Origin of the sequence: Chroococcus sp. FPU101 (assembly GCF_017312365.1) — a bacterium.
Taxonomy (GTDB): Bacteria; Cyanobacteriota; Cyanobacteriia; order Cyanobacteriales; family Microcystaceae; genus Chroococcus.
The window spans coordinates 20,165-38,793 of the sequence record NZ_BLJI01000015.1; the positions used below are offsets into that span (position 1 = coordinate 20,165).

Consider the following 18,629-nt stretch of genomic DNA (forward strand, 5'->3'; position numbering starts at 1 on the left):
GAGGGAATTATGAGGAAGACTTTTTATATATTGGAGAGGGAAGGAGGAAAACTTTTATCTCTATTAACCACCAATTTGTGACATCGTACGGGTATAAGTTCCTGTTGATGTGCCAGAATCTCTCAGTTTAAAATTAATTTCGGGTTTAAAATCTAATAAAAACTGTACTTTGTCTCTGAGTTCAGCCAAAGGAACACCACTGCGTAAAGCGGTTTTAAGATCAATTTGACCTGTTTCATTGAGTAAGCAAGGACGTAACCAACCATCAGCAGACAGACGCATTCGGTTACAACGATCGCAAAAACATTCCGACATCTGACTAATAAATCCTAGTGTACCTTTAGCATTATTGATTTGAAAGATATCGGCAGGCCCATTTCCTTTAACCCTACCCTCACTCAGTCCCCATTTACTGCGAATTCTTTGGCGTAATTCTTCTGAAGGTATCCATTGTCTATCCCCAAATAAATTAGAATTCCCAATTGGCATAAATTCAATAAATCTAACGTGCCAATTTCGTTCTAGGGTTAAAGCAGCCAAGTCCTCTATTTCATGATCATTCACATCTGGTATCACCACTACATTAAGTTTAAGCGGATCAAAGCCCACCTGATAAGCTTTTAAAATTCCCTTCCAAGTTTTTTCCCAACGACTGCGCCCATGATTACCGATAATGTGATCAAAGGTTTCAGAATTAAGAGAATCTAAACTAATATTGACCCGTCTTAAACCCGCTTGATATAAATCTTCGGCTAAATTTTCTAGTAAATAGCCATTGGTTGTCAAAGATAAATCTTGAGTTTCTTTTAAACTTGCAATTTGACGAACTAAGTTGACGACATTAGGACGGATAAGGGGTTCACCTCCAGTCAGACGAAACTTTCTAAACCCCACTGGAATAAAAACCTCTTTAAGCAAAATCATCAATTCTTCATCCGTCAGCAGGTCTTGACGCAGAATATAGTCTAATTCTGCATCCTCTGGCATACAGTACAGACACCGAAAATTACAACGGTCAATCAAACTGATACGCAGATAGTCAACTTGGTTCATACACTCATCTATTTTTTCTCTCTATCTTAAAGGATATCCACTTTAACAACTTTTGTGTTGTCAATCTAGCTTATCTCTTGTTCCCCTAACTGAAAAGCCTCCCAACTCGAAGACAGCAAATTCAGCTTTTATCTGTATAGCTAAAGCTTGATATTCCGTATCATGAGCCATTTGAGCAAATTCTGCATCAATTTCGCTTCTTTTTAAAGCAGCTAGTTCATTTTTAATCGCTTTAGTAACAAATTCATCACGACTCTTAGCCTTACCTTGATTGACAATTTGATTTATTGCCGCTAAAAGTTCAGTTGGTAAAGTTAAGCTTGTGCGAGTCTTTGAGTGCTTCATAATTGATTGAACCTAAATAGAGATATACCCGATGTCGGTGGCAAGACACTAGGATATTTGTCAGGATAGTTAATAAAGACGAGATTATCATTATTTATTAGAATGACCACTCAACAATTAATTCCCTCCCCGAATTTAGAAAAACTAACTTGGATGTGGCGCGGACACTCGATTCAATATACAGTAATGGGACAAGGTAAACCGTTGCTTCTAATACATGGTTTTGGGGCTTCTATTGGTCATTGGCGCAAGAACATTCCCCCACTCGCTGATGCAGGTTATCGCGTCTTTGCGATCGATTTACTGGGCTTTGGTGGGTCAAATAAACCTGTACTGAACTATACGATCGAACTCTGGCAGCAACAGTTAAGAGATTTTTGGCAAGAACTGATTAAAGAACCGACTGTATTTGTTGGTAACTCCATTGGGGGTTTACTGTCGATGGTGATGATGAGTGAATATCCCGAAATGACCGCAGGTGGTGTTTTAATTAATTGTGCAGGTGGACTAAATCACCGTCCAGAAGAATTTAATTTCCCCCTACGGACGATAATGGGAATGTTTACTAAAATTGTCGGTTCTCCAGTCGCAGGAAAAGTCCTGTTTAATGCCATTCGTCAAAAAGAACGCATCCGTAATACTTTGCATCAGGTTTATTACGATCGTAATGCAATCACCGATGAATTAGTTGATATGCTCTATGAACCCTCTTGTGATCCCAATGCACAGCAGGTATTTGCTTCTATTTTAACGGCACCCGCAGGGCCAAAACCCTCGGAATTATTACCCCGTATCCAGCAACCTTTACTTATTCTCTGGGGTGAAGCTGATCCTTGGACACCGATACAAGGTGCATTCCTCTATCAAGAACGAGCCAAAAATGGTAAGGATACTGAATTTCATTCGATTCCAAATACGGGTCATTGTCCCCAAGATGAAAACCCAACAGTTGTTAATCAATACATTTTAGATTGGTTACAACGTTTTTTTGCACAAAGTAAGATAGTGTAACCCAGATCAATAAAAGTAAGGGGATGGAAGCACAAGAGAAGGTTATTCGGACTTACGAGAAGGCTGACGGGACAGTGCCGTTTAACGAGTGGCTTGAAAGGTTAAAAGACAGGCAAGCTCGTGGGGTCATTCGTACCCGTCTCAACCGAATTAGGCTAGGATTGATGGGAGATTGTAAACCCATTGGTTCTGGGGTCAGTGAGTTGAGGATTGATTTTGGACCAGGATATCGGGTTTATTTCGCTTAAGAGGGAGACAGGATTATTATTTTGTTATGTGGTGGTGATAAAGGCAGCCAAGATAAAGATATTGCTGAAGCTAAAGAATATTGGATTGATTATAGGAGGCGTGCTGATGCCTAGAAGCCGAAGTTATCAAGAAGATTTGTTTGAAGCTTTAAGAGATCCAGAAGAAGCCCAAGAATACTTAAATGCGGCTTTAGAAGATGTTAATCCAGAGGTATTTCTTTTAGCTTTAAAAGATGTGATTGAGGCGAATCAAAATATAATGCGATCGCTTCATGATAACAATAAAGATGAGATTTTATCGATGCAGGGAAGTTCTGAGTTAACAAATCTTCAGAAAGTTTTAAGTAGCTTAGGCTATCGTTTAATGATTGAAAAGTTATCGGCTTAAGTGTATAAAGGAAAATTCAGCTAAAATAGCAAGTTTCCTCAACCTGCCCTTCTAAGCCGTAAAAATCATTTAATCGCAGAAATTTTAATTTGTTACACCCGCTAGACTTGGAACGTCTTTGAGTAATAACCCGTATTCGATCCCTTCTACCACTGCTTGATAGGAAGCGTCTAGAATATTGGCTGATACACCGACGGTTGTCCAATGTTGATGTCCATTACTCGACTCGATTAAAACTCTGGTTTTTGCAGAAGTTCCCGCACCGCTATCGAGAATTCTGACTTTATAATCAACTAGATGAAAGTTAGCAATTTCAGGATAGAACTTAACTAATGCTTTGCGTAATGCTAAATCTAATGCCGAAACAGGGCCATTTCCTTCAGCAACTTCAAGCAAGTCAACCCCATCGACTCTGACTTTAATCGTGGCGACTGCATTACTTATTTCGGCGGCTCCTTGAAGCATATCACAGTGTACCCGAAAGCCTTTGAGTTCAAACATCTGTTGACGTTGCCCTAATGCTTCTCTCATCAGTAATTCAAAACTCGCTTCTGCGGCCTCAAATTGATAGCCTTCGCTTTCTAAGGTTTTTAAACGCTCTAAAATATGACGGCACGTGGGATCATTTTTATTTAAGTCAATACCGAAATGACTCGCTTTAGACAAGACATTACTTAAACCAGATTGATCCGAAATAACTATTCTACGCTGATTTCCGATCGCTTCGGGTTCAATATGTTCATAAGTAAAGGGATTTTTTGCCACCGCAGAAACGTGAATCCCTCCTTTGTGAGCAAATGCCGAACGTCCGACAAATGGCGCGTGTTCATCGGGAGCAAGATTCACAATTTCACTAATATGGCGACTGGTTTCGGTTAACTGAGATAATTCGTCTTCATCTAGACAGGAATACCCCATCTTTAACTGTAAATTGGGAATGACTGTACAGAGGTTCGCATTGCCACAGCGTTCACCGTAACCATTCATCGTACCCTGCACCATTCTCACCCCTTCAACAACCGCCGCGAGACTATTGCCAACCGCTAACCCTGAATCATTATGAGTATGAATACCGAGTTTGGGGGATGTCGGATCATCTGGAGTAATGTTTAATGCTGTTACAACTTCTTGAACAATTTGGCTAATTTCATGAGGTAGAGTACCGCCATTGGTATCACAAAACACGAGCCATTCTGCCCCTGCTTGCAGTGCTGTTTCTAGGGTAGAAAGTGCGTAAACAGGATTTTTCTTATAACCATCGAACCAGTGTTCTGCATCATAAATCACCCGTCTACCCTGACTGGTCAAATATTCAATGGTATCCCGAATCATCGCTAAATTCTCTTCGAGCGTGGTTTGAATGCCCTCTAAGACGTGAAGATCCCACGATTTGCCAAAAATAGTCACCCAAAGAGTTTGAGCCGCTAAAATGGCTTGTAACATTTTATCTTGGGCCGCCGTACCATTCGGGCGACGAGTTGAACAAAAAGCGACTAACTCCGCCTGTTTTAAAGGTTCTTCTTGCAGTTTCCAGAAAAATTGAACATCTCTAGGATTAGCCCCAGGCCATCCTCCCTCAATAAACGGAATACCTAAACTGTCTAACTTGCGGGCAATTTTGATCTTATCTTCTAGTGAAAGAGAAATCCCTTCTCTTTGCGCCCCATCTCTTAATGTTGTATCATACAACCAAATTTTATTAGCACTATCCATGAAAATTGTCAATAGATATGAATGAATCTTCAAATACGGGCGGAGAATCTAGCCTTATTAGCCTACAATAACAGTTTGAAATGACTTTTAAAAGTCATAGGAGAAAAGATCACTGATTTTTGTACCCAACCCTTGAGATTACGGGTATTCCCACTGCTCAGGGTTTAGGCAATCGCGGTACATTTGTAAGTATAAAGAAACGTTAAGTACCCGGAAATCCTAACATCATGTTTGAATATTTCAACGAAAAAGCCATTAAAGCGGTGATGTTTGCCCAAGAAGAGGCTCGACGCACAGGTCATAACGTCGTTGGGACAGAACAACTCTTACTAGGGATCGTCGGCGATGGAACGTCCTATGCTGCAACACTGCTAAAGGATCTAGGGGTTGAGCTACACGCTACACGACGCATCATCGAAAACATGACGGGTAGAGGGCCGGGGTACAGTCCAGCCAACATCCCGTTTACACCCAAAGTCAAGCGGATTTTTGAACAAGCATTCCAAGAAGCGCGTCAGTTAGGCGACAAAATTATTACAGTCGAACATATCTTACTCGCGATCGCAGTAGATTCAGAAACCTTAGCCGCTAAAGTCCTCATTCAGCAAAATGTTGATTTAGACGAGTTACGAACCACACTGATTAAAAAACTCAGCGAAAAAGTACCCGCTAGTGTATCTTCGGGTAATCCTTTTCAAGCCGGATCAAATAATCGTCAATCGATCCTCAAAGATTTTAGTACAAACCTAACCGAACTCGCTGCACAAAATAAAATCGATCCCGTCATCGGTAGGGCAAATGAAATCCAGCGAACCATCCAAATCTTAGGCCGTCGCACGAAAAATAATCCTGTATTAGTCGGTGAACCTGGTGTCGGTAAAACAGCTATTGCCGAAGGACTCGCTCAACGCATTGTTGAAAGAGATGTCCCTGAAACCCTGTTCGATAAACAAGTCATTAGCTTAGACATGGGTTCACTCCTCGCGGGAACTCGTTTTAGAGGTGACTTTGAAGAACGACTCAAAGGCATTATAGAAGAAGTTAGAGCGAGTGGTAATATCATCCTCGTCATTGATGAACTTCATACCCTCATCGGTGCAGGTGCATTAGGTGGCGCGATGGATGCTGCGAATATGCTAAAACCGGCTCTTGCTCGTGGTGAATTACAATGTCTCGGTACCACAACCCTTGATGAATACCGTCAGCATATCGAAAAAGATGCAGCCCTAGAGCGTCGTTTTCAGCCTGTAATGGTTGGTGAACCTTCTGTTAGTGAAACGATTGAAATTCTCTACGGTCTACGCAAAGAGTACGAAGACTATCATAAGGTTAAGTATTCTAATGCAGCCCTTGAAGCAGCAGCCCAATTAGCCGATCGTTATATTAGTGATCGTTTCTTACCCGATAAAGCGATCGATCTACTTGACGAAGCAGGTTCACGGACGCATTTAAGATATTCGACCAAACAAAAAATGACTTCAGAAGAATCACCTGTGATTAACCCTGAGTCTTTAGTCCCCGTCGTCGATGAAGAAGAAATCGCTCAAATCGTGGCATCTTGGACTGGTGTACCCGTTAATAAATTAACCGAAACCGAGTCAGAAGCGTTAATCAATTTAGAAGATCATCTTCATGAACGCATTATCGGTCAAGATGATGCCGTCAAATCTGTATCACGTGCGGTACGTCGGGCGCGTGTTAAACTCAAAGATCCCAACCGTCCTACTGGAAGTTTTATCTTTGCTGGCCCTACTGGAGTTGGTAAAACAGAACTCGCCAAAGCCTTAGCAGCCTTCCTATTTGGCTCATCCGAGAACCTGATCAGAGTGGATATGTCAGAATTCATGGAATCTCATACCATCTCTAAACTCATCGGCTCGCCTCCTGGATATATTGGCTACGATGAAGGTGGACAATTAACCGAAGCCATCAGACGCAAACCCTATACAGTCGTTTTGTTTGATGAAATCGAAAAAGCTCACCCCGATGTCTTTAATCTCTTGCTACAACTGTTAGATGATGGTCGTCTGACTGATGCTAAAGGTCGTACCGTTGATTTTAAAAATACATTGATCATTATGACTTCTAATATTGGGTCAAAAGTGATTGAAAAAGGCGGTAGTAGCTTTGGTTTTGAAGCTTCCGAAGATGCAGACGCACAATACAACAACATCCGTAACCGCGTTACTGATGACATGAAGCAATATTTCCGACCTGAGTTCCTCAACCGTCTCGATGAGATTATTGTGTTCCGTCAACTGAGTAAACCTGAAGTGACTCAAATTGCTGATATTCTTTTAGACGAAATTGCGAAACAGGTCAAAGAACAGCGTGAGATGATTCTAGAAGTGACAGAAGCGTTTAAAAATCTAGTCGTTAGCGAAGGATATGACCCCAGTTATGGTGCTAGACCGTTACGCCGAGCCATTACCAGACGCTTAGAAGATAGTTTAGCTGAAGCCATTCTTTCAGGTCAAATTAAAGATGGTGATACGGTGAGCGTTGATGTAAATGAAGCAGGACAGGTTAAAGTCGTTCCCTGTGGGGCCTCTGTTTTGCAGTTACAACCCGTCGGTTAGATCATTCTAGATAGACATCAAAAAAGCAGGTTAGTGAATAGCCTGCCTTTTTTATTGATTTGTTGGGAGTTCATATCGTTTTCGTTTACGGTAATTTGCAATCTTAGGATTAAGCATAATTCATCTGTATTAGATTTCTTCAAACCGTTCGTAAATTCGATCAAGTTGTTCTAGGGTCACTAAACCATATTGCCAGAGGATCATCGGTAACGGGCCTTGCTGTTTTTTGATAGAACGTTCCGCGATCGCAATTGATTCATGAGACAGGTCTAGATCCTCGTGCAAAAAACGTAAAAATTTAGCGTAGGGTGTATTTAGCATTTTTTCTCCTTTACTGTTTTTCTTATTGGCTCTTAAATTATTTTTGTATCCGATTTTGTTTGTCTTCCGAATTCATCTAAGGTATGAGTTTTGGGTCATCATAAGATAGAAGGACTTATAATAATTATCTAAAAACATCACTTTAGACAAAATTATTAATTATTTTTTAAGATTTCTAATATTTGATGACTCAGTATATTTACGGATGTCAAAAGCTAAGTTATTAGCTTGGCTTTCCTTAAATCTAGAGCGATCTAGCGGATGCTAATATTAGACTACCCAATAATAATCGATCAAATAATCTTCTATTTAATGAATGATACAAAACTTTGTCTTTGCTGATTAAATCAATTATGAAGTGAGCTATTAAAAGTAAACTCAATAATTAATTTTAACGCGATCGCCTTTTTTAAGTCCTAATTCGGCTGCTCTGCCACCAGGTAATTCAATCACTTGATCAATTAAAGTTGGTGGGCCGTAAGTTGGACAAGGTTCAGCCGCACAGGGAGGAACATCGGAAAAAATCGCTTGAATTACGCCGTCTCGAAGAAAAATCATGTCTAAAGGAATTGTTACATTTTTCATCCAAAATTGAGTATAACGGGCCTCTTTAAAAGGAAATAACATCCCACGATTGTCGGGTAAAGAAGTACGATACATTAATCCCATAGCCTGCTGTTCGGGAGTTTGTGCAACTTCTAATTCGATCACTGCTTGTCCTAAAGAAGCTTTCTTCGTGACGGGTAACATTTGTCCTAATTGTTCGGTTTGAATTTGTTGAGCGACGGGAGCGTTGATTGCTACACAGCCCATAAGGATGATGTTTAAACCAATAATTGTACTAATTTTTTTCCACGACATGGCTTTTCTTTATATTATTATTAGATTTAATGAATTTAAGTGTTTCAAATGATATCATTAAGAACAGAGTAAGCCTAGCTTTACGCTAAAAAACTAATTTTCCTCATGATCCCATTTTCCAAATGAGTAAACATAATAACATAGGCAATCAGCAGAGGAATAGTAAGACCCAAAACACTAAAAAATTTAACATAACTATTGACATTAATTGGTTTGACTAAAATAGCAAATATGACCAAATATAAAGGCTGATGAATTAAATAAATTTGATAAGAATAAATACCTAGTAATGATAATTTATCCCAACCAAAATTCATGAATTTGAAGGCTTTTAAACGCTCTTTGACTACTGTAAAAAATAAATATACAAGTAGAAAGATTAAAGGACTTACAAAAAGATCAATTCCTAATTTATAGATGACATTAATTCCTAAAGATGGCAAAATAAAAAATAAAGCACTTCCGAGCGATAAAGAAATAATGGATACAAAATAATCAATTTTACGAAAATCATTTTTGTAATAATATATGGCTCCCCAATATAAACCTAAACACAACTGTAGCCAGTAACTTCCAATAGAATTATTCTGTAAAAAATAAGGATATACCCAAGAAGTATGGGGTAGAGATAAGCCAATTATTTTGACAATTGCACCACCCAAAATACCAATAAAAAGAATTATCTTTGGATTTCTGATGGCAAGTGGTAAAATAAGAGGCATAATTAAATAAGCTTGTAATAAAACTCTAAAAAACCAAAATCCAGGATTAATAACTTGAGTTTTATAATCAGCTAAACCTAATATACTAAGAATAAGATCAAGATTAAATGGCGGAAATTTTTTAAATATAAAATAAAGAAGTAAACTACAAAATCCAGCTAGAAGATAAGCTGGATAGACTCTAAACAAACGTTTAATCAGCCATGATTTAAAATCGATTGATGAAACTGACAAATTATGTTTTTGCAATTGTCGAATCATCATATAACTTGTCGTAAAACCAGCAACCACAAAAAATAGATCAACAGCCGCTAAAGCTATTCTCGCTCCTAAACGGTATAAAACAGCAATGAATTCCAATTCTTTAGGATAAAATTGAAAAAAATGAAAGATAACAATACTGAAAATTGCTAAACCTTTCATTTGGTCGAGCCAATCTAACCTTCTTGAGGTTTGTACAAATTGCTTTTCAATCATTGAGAGAATTCAAGCTAATTTTGCGTCCCAATTATAGCAGTAAGTTTTCAAAAAGAGTAAATTTAAGTTTAAAATTTTTCTGGAGGTTGTAATTCTTCTAAAATGGTAAACTTAACATGATTAATTGCTAAATCGCCAATTGAAACTATTGTTTTTGCGATAGGAGATCCTTCATTGATTAAACGTTCAAAAGGTATTTCTTTAGCCATTTCTGCATGATACCAAGCTAAACCCATAAAAAAGCGGGATGGATAAGGCCCACCTTCAAAAATATCATCAGGGTTTGATTCCATAGGAACCCACCCAAAACCAGGTATATAAAACTCCATCCAAACATGATTATAATCTGGTTCTAAAGGAACTCCTTTAGTAAAGGTAAAATGAGGACATTTATAACGTCCAACAGTACGGCAAGCAATTTTATTTAAGCGAGACAAAGCGAGTAAAATCCCTAAATACTCACCACAAGAACCAACCCCTCTTTTTAAGGCAACATCGGGTGTATCAATATGGGGTTTAATGCCATAGGAAAGACGATCATAAACATAGTTACGAATGCTGTATACTTTGCGTAGTAAATTGGTTTCAGTACCGATCGCCTCAACTGCTGCACGACGAATAATCTCAGTATCCATTGCTAGATCATCATTATCGACTAAATAACGTTCAGCAAATTCTGTTGATAACGGGGGTAATTTTTCACAATCTCTAGGTGTAATTTTATACTTAATTCCCCACACCTCTAAAATCGCTTTCCAACCAAAAATATAACGCTCTTGATTGGTTAATGTTTCAAATTTAAAAACAGCTATTTTTTGTCCGTCTTGAATTTCTTCAGTAAACGGTAATCCGACTGCTTCAATATACTTAATTTTTTGACGATGGGTTTCTACAGGCAAAGCAATTCGCCATTCCACATTTTTTAAAGAGACTACATCCAGTGGTGCTAATTCTTCAACATAGGTTAATTCAATTAAAAAGCCATTTGATAAAGAAAATTTCTGCTCAGGATAATATTGAAAATAAAGGGGATGAATCAGTGTTTTCTGGCTATATAATAATTCGTGTTGAGGCTCTGCGTTTGGGTTATCCCTAATGCTTGGTTCTAAGAAAGTATAAGAGACATATAATAATTCTTTTTCGGTTTTGGGATCGTAATAAAAAGCTAATCCCGTAGGCGACTCAAACGGAGTGATCACGCTATAATTAATTTCCCCAGTTGCTCGATCTAAACAATAAACCGTTTGTTCAATGGTATCCGTAACCCATAACTCCTCACCTCTGATGGTCAAATTTTCTACACCAATTCCAGGAGCGTAAAAACGGGTGATTTCTTTTCCAGTCTCACGACTTAAAACAAAGATATAACCTCGTTTTTGGCTAGAAACATAGACAACTGATTGATAAACAGTTACACCTTCAACCGAATAAGGAAGTTTAGTAAATAACTGAGGTGTTAAATCGCCTTCAATTAAAGAGCAAAAATAAATACTGTCTCTAACCGTAAACCAGAGTGTATTATCAATAACGGCTAAACCACTAGCACCGACAAACTCTGACCAATGATGAGAATTCAAGATCGTCGTCTGCTGGTTTAACATTTCGATTTGTAACAAATAACCCTCCCTACCATCAATAGCTAAAAGGCGATCGCCATAAAAGGCAATTCCATCAATAGAGGAAGCTACTAAGGGACGAATCGTTTGACCAATCAACTGTTTTGGGGAAAAACTTAAAGTCATGCTTATTTAAGCGCAAAATGGTCTGTATTTACTAACAATAGCAAAATTCATCACGATGGTGCTGCTCATCATGAACTGAATGATTGTACAACCCATAGTCAATCTAGCTTTGCTCACGAGATTTGACAAATTCTTAGGTTATTATCATTTTATTTTTGTCTTTAATCATTTTATCTGTCTAGCGTTAGAGAGCTTTTCAGGTTTTCTGTCATTCAAGTTGCTTAAAAATCGAATGAAGCTTAATTATTAATTAAATTCATAACTAAAGAGTAGTTTTTCAAAACTCAAGATCTCTATTTAGTCTGATTTTACTCAAACTGTGTTAGCTCGAAAACTATTCTAAAAGAGTGATATTAATCTTATCTCAGTCTTTAGGTATATCAAATTATCTAAATCGTTTTTTAGGATAAAAATAACTAAATTAACTTTATTTGAGGTAAAACAGGATGTCACTTTATAGAATAAAAGATTTTGTCAGTAATTATAATCAATCTTTTGACGGTAACGATATTATCGGCTTTTCTCTCTACGCTAATTCCGATAAAATTGGCTCAGTCGATGATATTATTGTCGATGATCATGGACAATTTCGTTATTTAGTCATTAATACTGGTGTTTGGGTGTTTGGTAAAAAAGTCTTATTACCAATTGGTCGCGCTCGGATTGATTTTTCAGACCATCGAGTTTATGCGGATACCTTGACTAAAGAACAGGTAGAACATTTACCTGAATACAGCGATAAAATGACTATTGATTTTGCTCACGAAGAATCTGTTAGAAAAGTTTATCGGAAGCCACAAAGAAGTGCTAACCCTGCGGCATTTGGTGTAGGATACGGCGGAATTGATACAGCACCTCCTAGTCGTACTGATGCTCCAAAAATTGATTTAAGTGCGGGCTACGCGGGCTATGATCATAGTGATTATAATTATGATCTAGATCCTGATTTATATAATCTAAATGACCAACATCATACAAATTTAAAGCAGTATCAAGAACGCTTAAAAGCCAGCAGAATAAATAAGACCGTATAAGCTTAATGATAAGCTTATTAAAGAGGAGAGAAATTGAAGTATTTTCCTCCTCTTTAGATTTAATAAAAAGTATATTTTAGGTTAAGCGTTGTTTCAAACCTTTATTACAAAACTGATGGGAAGCTGTGCCTTAAGCGAGACTAAATACGAAAGGCAATAATAGTAAGCTTTAAAGAATTTTAATTAAATGTTTAGGTTAATGAGTCGCGAGTTATTGCTATCATTTTAGATGATAGCACTTAATCACTTTACTAATGTATTTAAAAAGCCTCGATCTTCATTCCTTTCGCAATTATTCTCACCAAAACGTACAATTTAAGGCTCAAAAAACGATTATTGTCGGCAACAATGCTCAAGGCAAATCGAATTTATTGGAAGCAGTAGAACTGTTAGCAACATTAAAAAGTCATCGTGTAAATCGAGATCGAGAATTAATATTAGACGAGGCAGAGACGGGACAAATTTTAGCCACTTTAGAGAGAAGTTATGGCGTGTCTGAACTTGCCTTGATTTTAAGGAGTACGGGACGCAGAACTGTGATGTTAAATAAAGAGCCGTTGCGTCGCCATATTGAATTTCTAGGAGTACTTAATGCTGTTCAATTTTCTAGTTTAGATTTAGAATTAGTTCGAGGTTCACCAGAAGTTCGACGGAATTGGGTGGATACTTTATTAATTCAATTAGAGCCAATTTATGCTCATATTTTACAACAATATAATCAAGTTCTTCGACAAAGAAATGCTTTATTAAAAGAACTTCGTAAAAAAGAAATTGCTAATCAAAATGAAGACGTTATTTTAGAAGAATTTAATACTGATGTCGCTCAATTAAAATTATGGGATCTACAGCTTGCCGAAGCCGGTTCAAGAGTGACTAGACGACGCGCTAGAGTGATTGAAAGAATTATGCCTTTCGCTCAAGCGTGGCATTCTAGTATTAGCGGAAAAACCGAAATTTTACAGCTTAAATATAAACCTAATGTGGAATGGCTCGAAGATGATGCAATTCTGGTGCAACAAGCTTTTTTAGATAAAATCGAACAACGTCGCATCGCTGAACAACAATTAGGAACAACGGTTATCGGCCCCCATCGAGATGAAATTGAATTTACAATTAATCAGACTCCAGCTAAATCTTATGGATCACAGGGACAACAACGAACCTTAGTTCTTGCTCTAAAACTAGCCGAATTAAAATTAATAGAAGAAATTATTGGCGAACCCCCTTTATTATTGCTAGACGATGTTTTAGCTGAATTAGATGCTAATCGACAAAATCAATTATTAGAAGCGATCCAAGATCGTTTTCAAACTTTGATTACAACAACTCATCTTAATTCATTTGATGCCCAATGGCTGAAATCATCGCAAATTTTATCGATTGAGCAAGGACAGATTTATGAGTAAATCATTAGAAGTGTCTTTATTTCAAGAAACTTTGACAAGATCATTTTTTTGATCAAGACGTTCAATAACACTGAGTAATTGCATAGCCGAAGCGCAAGACTCTTCAATTAATTCATGTTGTTCTTCTGGAGAGTCTATTAAACCGTCAGCAACCAGACGCAAAGAACCTAACAACGTATTTAAGCTATTACGAGCTTCATAAGATAAATAAGCTTGGGATTGAAGTTCTTTTTTATTTTCAGTTGTGGCATGACCATTTTGTGAGGCGGCTTTGTTAGAAAACTGCATTGAGTATAAATTGGCATAATATCCACCCTTATTTAACAATTCTTCATGATTGCCGATTTCTACGACTTTGCCTTTATCTAAAACGACAATAGAGTAAGCTTTTTGAACAGTTGATAAGCGGTGAGCAATCACTAATGTAGTTCGTTCTTGACAGAGTTCATCGAGTGCTTGTTGTACCAGTCGTTCTGAAACCGTATCTAGTGCGCTAGTTGCTTCATCTAGGATCAAGATTTCGGGGTTTCTTAATAAAGCTCGTGCGATCGCAATCCGTTGTCGTTGTCCCCCTGAGAGTCTGACACCTCGATCACCGAGTTCTGTATCTAAACCTTCTGGTAGATTAATGATAAATTCATAAGCATTTGCTCGTTTAGCCGCTTCGATAACTTCTGCATCAGTTGTTGAAGCTAAACCGTAAGCAATATTATAACGAACAGAAGCGTTAAATAAAAAGGTTTCCTGACTGACAACTCCTATTCTTTCTCTAATCGTTTTGTAATCATAATTTCTCAAGTCTTGCTCATCAAACAAAATTGCTCCACCAGTGGGATCATAAAATCGCGGCACCAAATCAGCGATCGTCGATTTTCCTGCACCTGATGCACCCACTAAAGCAATCATTTTACCTTTAGGTATCCATAAATCAATCCCTTTGAGAACCAATTCATCATGACCAGGATAGGAAAACTTTAAATTTTCTAAGCGAATGCCTTCTTTTAAACCCGAAAATGGAATTTCACCATTCTTCATGACAGGTTTGTTATCTGTTCTAATAAAATCCTGTACAATTTCAACGGATGGCCTACTGTTAGAAAGTTGACTACGGGTGCTATTAATTTGACTGACGAATGGCAACATTCTAAAAAGTAGAAATAAATAAGTTAACAAAATTGCCGATAACGCCTGAACTTGAGATGAAAAAATATAACGTCCTGCTATAACAATCAAGACAACAATGATAATTCCGCCAATTTCATTAAGAGGGCTAATAATCGCTTGATTCATTAAAGTATCAAAGCCAGCTTTCTCTCTTTTAATGATGTATTTTTTCATTGCTATATATTCATAGTCTTCATTCCCTACTGATTTAATCAATCTGATACCCGTCAAAATTTCTAAAGATTTATTGGTTAATTCTTTAGCAACGATGGATACACGTTGACCGAATATTTTAGATCTTTTGATGAACCATTGATTGAGAATTGCTAATAATAGTAATAATCCACTTGCTATTAAGGTCAACTGCCATGACAAAGACAGCAACATAAATAAAAATATAAAGATTGTTATAATATTCTGGATTAGGATTAGACTAGATCTGATCGAATTATTGACTCTAAATACTTCTGAAGCAAATCGATTAAATATATCGCCTAATTTAGTTTTTGCATAATAGTCTATATCAACTTTTAAAAGCATTCGCAAAGCTTCTAATTGTAATTCTCTGGTTGAAACCCGACTTAAATAACCACTGGTTAAAGCACTTAAATAATTGGTAACATGACGCAACAGAATTAATGTAAAAACGAGGCCAAACATCGCAACTATTCGTGAACTCTCTGGCCAACTATCAAAAGCGGACATAGCCTTGCGTAAAATTGGCGGCCCACTATTTAAAGCTGGAATAGACTGCCCTAAAAAAGCTAATAATAAAGGTACTAATAAAAGAGTACCCACTCCATTAAAAATAGCACTTAAAAATCCCAAAAATACGGAAAGAATTGATAAATATGGTTGTTTGAGAATAGACTTGATAACGAGTTGATTAGAAGACATATTTAAGGCTCTTTGAACAAATAATAAAAGTTATAAATAAATTAAACAAGGGATTGAATCACTTGAGATAAACTTGTAGCCATTGTTTCTAAACTGTAAAACTGTATACAACGTTGTCTAGCTTGTAAACCTAAGAATTGAGCTTCATCGAAATGAGTAAAAATCCATTGAATTTGAGTTGCTAATTGTTCTGGTGAATTAGGTTCCACCAAATAACCTGTATCATCTAAAATTTCTGGAATGTCTCCAACTTTAGTCGCTAAAATGGGTTTAGCCATCGCCATTCCATCTGTTAATTTTAAAGGAAATTGAGCTAAAGAAGCAGGTGTATCCATTTGAGGAACAACAATAACATGAGCAGCCGAGACAATTTCAGGCATCAATTCAACGGGAGTTTTAGGTAATTTAATAATCCAGCGTCCCCATTGTTTGAGCAGTTGTTGGTCATAATCATCATAAGGACTACCACCGACTATGACTAACTTTAAATCAGGTTGATTGAGTATATCTAAAGCAGTTAAAACGCTTTCTAAACCTTTGTTAGCACGTGGCGCACCTGGAAACATTAATACTTTATATTCACTTAGTCCATATTTAGTTCTAGTTTCTTCGGGATTATATTTTTGAGGATCAAATAAAGAAATATCTTTCCCATTCGGAATGTAAACACCTCCAAAACGCTTACCAATAAAATTAGTATGACGTGTCACCAAATCGGCATAGGTTAATAAACTTTCCATCCATTTTAAATACAAAGGATGATCGGGGTGTTTTAAAAAACCCTTGGGCTTAAAGACATCTCGGTAAAGTTGTTTTAAACTCATTTGATATTTCCATTTGTCGCCACCATACCAACTCATTTCCCAGTCATCGATATCCACAATTAAAGGACGATGACTTGCTATTTTTTTGAGTAAAGCGAGTCCAAAACTGGTCGGTTTAAGTTTAACTGCATACAACAGATCTCCATCAATTTGAGATAGAAGTTGTCTAGCAATTGGGAGAAATTTAGGTAAACCAACATAATAAGGACAGGGTAACGAAACAATCGAATAATTCTCAATTTTTACTGGTGGTGCGTCATTTTCATAAGCTAGACCAAACAATTTAACGTGATGACCCAGTTTTTCTAAAGCCTGTGTCAAGAGAAAGGGACGAATTGCCCCACCCCAACGACCCGCACCCGAACTCGATAGATCGCTGACAATAATCGATATGTTTAAGGGCTTTTGTTTGCTGTCTAATGCCAAGGTTTCACCACATCCATTAGTTTTTTACAGTTTAATATGAAGTTAGGTTAAGTTGTAATTGTTTGAGTTTAAATCAAAAACATGGAAATCACAAGACTGGCAGCTTTATCCGATAACTATATCTTTGTGTTATCCGATCAAAAGCAGAAAATTGCCGCCGTCGTCGATCCAGCATCAAGTCAACCCGTTTTAGAGCTACTCCACCGCCAAAAATTACAGCTAGTCGCTATTTTTAATACCCACCATCATCGAGATCATGTTGGCGGAAATCAAGATCTAATTGAACAGTTTCCCCAAGTTTGTGTTTATGGAGGATCTGAAGATCAAGGGAGAATTCCAGGGCAACAGGTTTTTTTAAAAGATGGCGATCGCGTTACTTTTGCTGATCGCTTTGCTGAGGTTCTTTTTGTCCCAGGACATACTCGCGCCCATATTGCCTATTATTTTCCGCCTCAAAACGATAGCGGTAGTGGTGAATTATTCTGTGGTGATACTATCTTTTCTGGAGGGTGTGGACGCTTATTTGAAGGAACACCCGCTCAAATGGTCGCCTCTTTGACAAAATTGCGATCGCTTCCTGACCAAACTAGGGTTTGGTGCGCTCATGAATACACCTTAAAAAATCTACAATTTGCCTTAACCGTTGATCCCAATAACGCAGACTTACACAAGCGTTATCAGTTCGTTAAAACAGCCCGCCATAACGCTCAAGCAACGATCCCCACTTGGTTAGGAGTTGAAAAACAAACCAATCCTTTTTTACGTTGGGACAGTTCTCCACTACAGTCAGCCATGCAAACAACAGATCCCATTCAGACTTTCGCCCGTTTGCGCGGTCAAAAAGAGCAATTTTAATAGTTTTTCTTGGGCAAAAAAGTGTATGATGTTAGTTTTGGGAGTATTTTCACAAGACTAAACAACAACCTTACTGGAGAGATTAATGTCTAAAAAATTACAAGTGGTCTTAAGTAAAAGTGTCAATAAACTGGGCAAAGATGGGGATCTAGTCGAAGTTGCGCCTGGTTATGCTACTAATTATCTCATTCCTCAAGGAATCGCCAAATTAGCAAGCCCTGGGATTATTAAACAAGTCGAACAAAGAAAAGCCAAAGAACAACAACGAATTTTAGCCGAACGTGAAGCGGCTGAAGCATTCCAAACCGCTTTACAAGCCGTTGGGCGTTTTGTTGTTCGTAAACAAGTTGGAGAAGGAGAATCAATTTTTGGTACAGTAACGGCTCAAGATGTCGTCGATGCAATTAAAGCCAGCACAGGTCAAGAAGTGGATCGTCGTGGGGTTACCCTTCCAGATGTTGGTAAAATTGGCTTTTACAAAGCACAAATTAAAATTCATCCAGAAGTTACCGCAGAAGTTGAAATTCAAGTGGCTTCACTGTAAACAATCTTTGATACTGACA

At 37.6% G+C, this 18,629-nt stretch carries 16 protein-coding genes and 1 pseudogene; 8 read left to right on the forward strand and 9 right to left on the reverse strand.

Going from position 1 to position 18,629, the window contains the following annotated elements:
* Positions 1-63: 63 nt before the first annotated feature.
* Both moaA and CFPU101_RS14155 read right to left on the reverse strand, forming a co-directional pair.
* Positions 64-1,053 carry a GTP 3',8-cyclase MoaA gene (gene moaA, locus CFPU101_RS14150; protein WP_206815993.1) on the reverse strand — a complete coding sequence of 330 codons (990 nt, stop codon included), beginning with the start codon at positions 1,051-1,053 and terminating at the stop codon, positions 64-66.
* Positions 1,054-1,113: 60 nt separating this feature from the next.
* On the reverse strand, positions 1,114-1,398 hold the full coding sequence (locus tag CFPU101_RS14155; protein WP_206815994.1) for a ribbon-helix-helix domain-containing protein: 285 nt from the start codon (positions 1,396-1,398) through the stop codon (positions 1,114-1,116).
* Between the two features lie 102 nt (positions 1,399-1,500).
* Here CFPU101_RS14155 and CFPU101_RS14160 point away from each other — a divergent pair, with 102 nt between their 5' ends.
* From CFPU101_RS14160 to CFPU101_RS14170, 3 genes and pseudogenes are all read left to right on the forward strand, one after another.
* The gene (locus CFPU101_RS14160; protein WP_206815995.1) at positions 1,501-2,409 is read left to right on the forward strand and encodes an alpha/beta fold hydrolase; all 909 of its coding nucleotides are present in this window, start codon (positions 1,501-1,503) and stop codon (positions 2,407-2,409) included.
* 23 nt (positions 2,410-2,432) lie between these two features.
* Positions 2,433-2,771, forward strand: a pseudogene (locus CFPU101_RS14165) (type II toxin-antitoxin system RelE/ParE family toxin).
* On the forward strand, positions 2,764-3,045 hold the full coding sequence (locus tag CFPU101_RS14170; RefSeq protein ID WP_206815996.1) for a DNA-binding protein: 282 nt from the start codon (positions 2,764-2,766) through the stop codon (positions 3,043-3,045). The pseudogene CFPU101_RS14165 and the gene CFPU101_RS14170 overlap by 8 nt, the downstream one beginning before the upstream one ends.
* Positions 3,046-3,129: 84 nt before the next feature.
* Here the strand turns inward: CFPU101_RS14170 and cimA are convergent, their stop codons facing one another.
* Positions 3,130-4,758 carry a citramalate synthase gene (gene cimA / locus CFPU101_RS14175; RefSeq protein WP_206815997.1) on the reverse strand — a complete coding sequence of 543 codons (1,629 nt, stop codon included), beginning with the start codon at positions 4,756-4,758 and terminating at the stop codon, positions 3,130-3,132.
* Positions 4,759-4,985: 227 nt separating this feature from the next.
* Between cimA and CFPU101_RS14180 the strand changes: the two genes are divergently transcribed.
* Positions 4,986-7,337, forward strand: coding sequence for an ATP-dependent Clp protease ATP-binding subunit (locus CFPU101_RS14180; protein ID WP_206815998.1), 2,352 nt, complete (start codon positions 4,986-4,988; stop codon positions 7,335-7,337).
* Between the two features lie 129 nt (positions 7,338-7,466).
* Here the strand turns inward: CFPU101_RS14180 and CFPU101_RS14185 are convergent, their stop codons facing one another.
* From CFPU101_RS14185 to CFPU101_RS14200, 4 genes are all read right to left on the reverse strand, one after another.
* Complete coding sequence (locus CFPU101_RS14185) at positions 7,467-7,658, reverse strand: DUF2949 domain-containing protein (protein WP_206815999.1); 192 nt, start codon at positions 7,656-7,658, stop codon at positions 7,467-7,469.
* Positions 7,659-8,036: 378 nt separating this feature from the next.
* Complete coding sequence (locus tag CFPU101_RS14190; RefSeq protein ID WP_206816000.1) at positions 8,037-8,519, reverse strand: DUF192 domain-containing protein; 483 nt, start codon at positions 8,517-8,519, stop codon at positions 8,037-8,039.
* A gap of 80 nt (positions 8,520-8,599) precedes the next feature.
* Positions 8,600-9,718 carry an acyltransferase gene (locus tag CFPU101_RS14195; protein ID WP_206816001.1) on the reverse strand — a complete coding sequence of 373 codons (1,119 nt, stop codon included), beginning with the start codon at positions 9,716-9,718 and terminating at the stop codon, positions 8,600-8,602.
* 68 nt (positions 9,719-9,786) lie between these two features.
* Positions 9,787-11,460, reverse strand: a complete 1,674-nt coding sequence (locus CFPU101_RS14200) for a transglutaminase domain-containing protein (protein ID WP_206816002.1) — start codon at positions 11,458-11,460, stop codon at positions 9,787-9,789.
* Between the two features lie 446 nt (positions 11,461-11,906).
* Here CFPU101_RS14200 and CFPU101_RS14205 point away from each other — a divergent pair, with 446 nt between their 5' ends.
* Positions 11,907-12,494 carry a PRC-barrel domain-containing protein gene (locus CFPU101_RS14205; RefSeq protein ID WP_206816003.1) on the forward strand — a complete coding sequence of 196 codons (588 nt, stop codon included), beginning with the start codon at positions 11,907-11,909 and terminating at the stop codon, positions 12,492-12,494.
* A gap of 254 nt (positions 12,495-12,748) precedes the next feature.
* The gene (gene recF, locus CFPU101_RS14210; RefSeq protein ID WP_206816004.1) at positions 12,749-13,900 is read left to right on the forward strand and encodes a DNA replication/repair protein RecF; all 1,152 of its coding nucleotides are present in this window, start codon (positions 12,749-12,751) and stop codon (positions 13,898-13,900) included.
* A 21-nt stretch (positions 13,901-13,921) separates the two neighbouring features.
* Here the strand turns inward: recF and CFPU101_RS14215 are convergent, their stop codons facing one another.
* A complete protein-coding gene (locus tag CFPU101_RS14215; protein WP_206816005.1) occupies positions 13,922-15,961 on the reverse strand; it encodes an ABC transporter ATP-binding protein in 2,040 nt (679 codons plus the stop codon).
* 41 nt (positions 15,962-16,002) lie between these two features.
* Positions 16,003-17,211 carry a glycosyltransferase family 4 protein gene (locus CFPU101_RS14220; RefSeq protein ID WP_206816006.1) on the reverse strand — a complete coding sequence of 403 codons (1,209 nt, stop codon included), beginning with the start codon at positions 17,209-17,211 and terminating at the stop codon, positions 16,003-16,005.
* Positions 17,212-17,292: 81 nt separating this feature from the next.
* On the opposite strand from CFPU101_RS14220, the gene gloB reads away from it, so the two are divergent.
* Together gloB and rplI are read left to right on the forward strand one after the other, a co-directional pair.
* Positions 17,293-18,066 carry a hydroxyacylglutathione hydrolase gene (gene gloB, locus CFPU101_RS14225; RefSeq protein WP_206816007.1) on the forward strand — a complete coding sequence of 258 codons (774 nt, stop codon included), beginning with the start codon at positions 17,293-17,295 and terminating at the stop codon, positions 18,064-18,066.
* 85 nt (positions 18,067-18,151) lie between these two features.
* Complete coding sequence (rplI, locus tag CFPU101_RS14230) at positions 18,152-18,610, forward strand: 50S ribosomal protein L9 (protein ID WP_206816008.1); 459 nt, start codon at positions 18,152-18,154, stop codon at positions 18,608-18,610.
* Positions 18,611-18,629: the final 19 nt, after the last annotated feature.

Coding starts and splice junctions, on each gene's coding strand:
- moaA (WP_206815993.1), bottom strand. CDS start 1,053: ATGAACCAAGTTGACTATCTGCGTATCAGTTTGATTGACCGTTGTAAT.
- CFPU101_RS14155 (WP_206815994.1), bottom strand. CDS start 1,398: ATGAAGCACTCAAAGACTCGCACAAGCTTAACTTTACCAACTGAACTT.
- CFPU101_RS14160 (WP_206815995.1), top strand. CDS start 1,501: ATGACCACTCAACAATTAATTCCCTCCCCGAATTTAGAAAAACTAACT.
- CFPU101_RS14170 (WP_206815996.1), top strand. CDS start 2,764: ATGCCTAGAAGCCGAAGTTATCAAGAAGATTTGTTTGAAGCTTTAAGA.
- cimA (WP_206815997.1), bottom strand. CDS start 4,758: ATGGATAGTGCTAATAAAATTTGGTTGTATGATACAACATTAAGAGAT.
- CFPU101_RS14180 (WP_206815998.1), top strand. CDS start 4,986: ATGTTTGAATATTTCAACGAAAAAGCCATTAAAGCGGTGATGTTTGCC.
- CFPU101_RS14185 (WP_206815999.1), bottom strand. CDS start 7,658: ATGCTAAATACACCCTACGCTAAATTTTTACGTTTTTTGCACGAGGAT.
- CFPU101_RS14190 (WP_206816000.1), bottom strand. CDS start 8,519: ATGTCGTGGAAAAAAATTAGTACAATTATTGGTTTAAACATCATCCTT.
- CFPU101_RS14195 (WP_206816001.1), bottom strand. CDS start 9,718: ATGATTGAAAAGCAATTTGTACAAACCTCAAGAAGGTTAGATTGGCTC.
- CFPU101_RS14200 (WP_206816002.1), bottom strand. CDS start 11,460: ATGACTTTAAGTTTTTCCCCAAAACAGTTGATTGGTCAAACGATTCGT.
- CFPU101_RS14205 (WP_206816003.1), top strand. CDS start 11,907: ATGTCACTTTATAGAATAAAAGATTTTGTCAGTAATTATAATCAATCT.
- recF (WP_206816004.1), top strand. CDS start 12,749: ATGTATTTAAAAAGCCTCGATCTTCATTCCTTTCGCAATTATTCTCAC.
- CFPU101_RS14215 (WP_206816005.1), bottom strand. CDS start 15,961: ATGTCTTCTAATCAACTCGTTATCAAGTCTATTCTCAAACAACCATAT.
- gloB (WP_206816007.1), top strand. CDS start 17,293: ATGGAAATCACAAGACTGGCAGCTTTATCCGATAACTATATCTTTGTG.
- rplI (WP_206816008.1), top strand. CDS start 18,152: ATGTCTAAAAAATTACAAGTGGTCTTAAGTAAAAGTGTCAATAAACTG.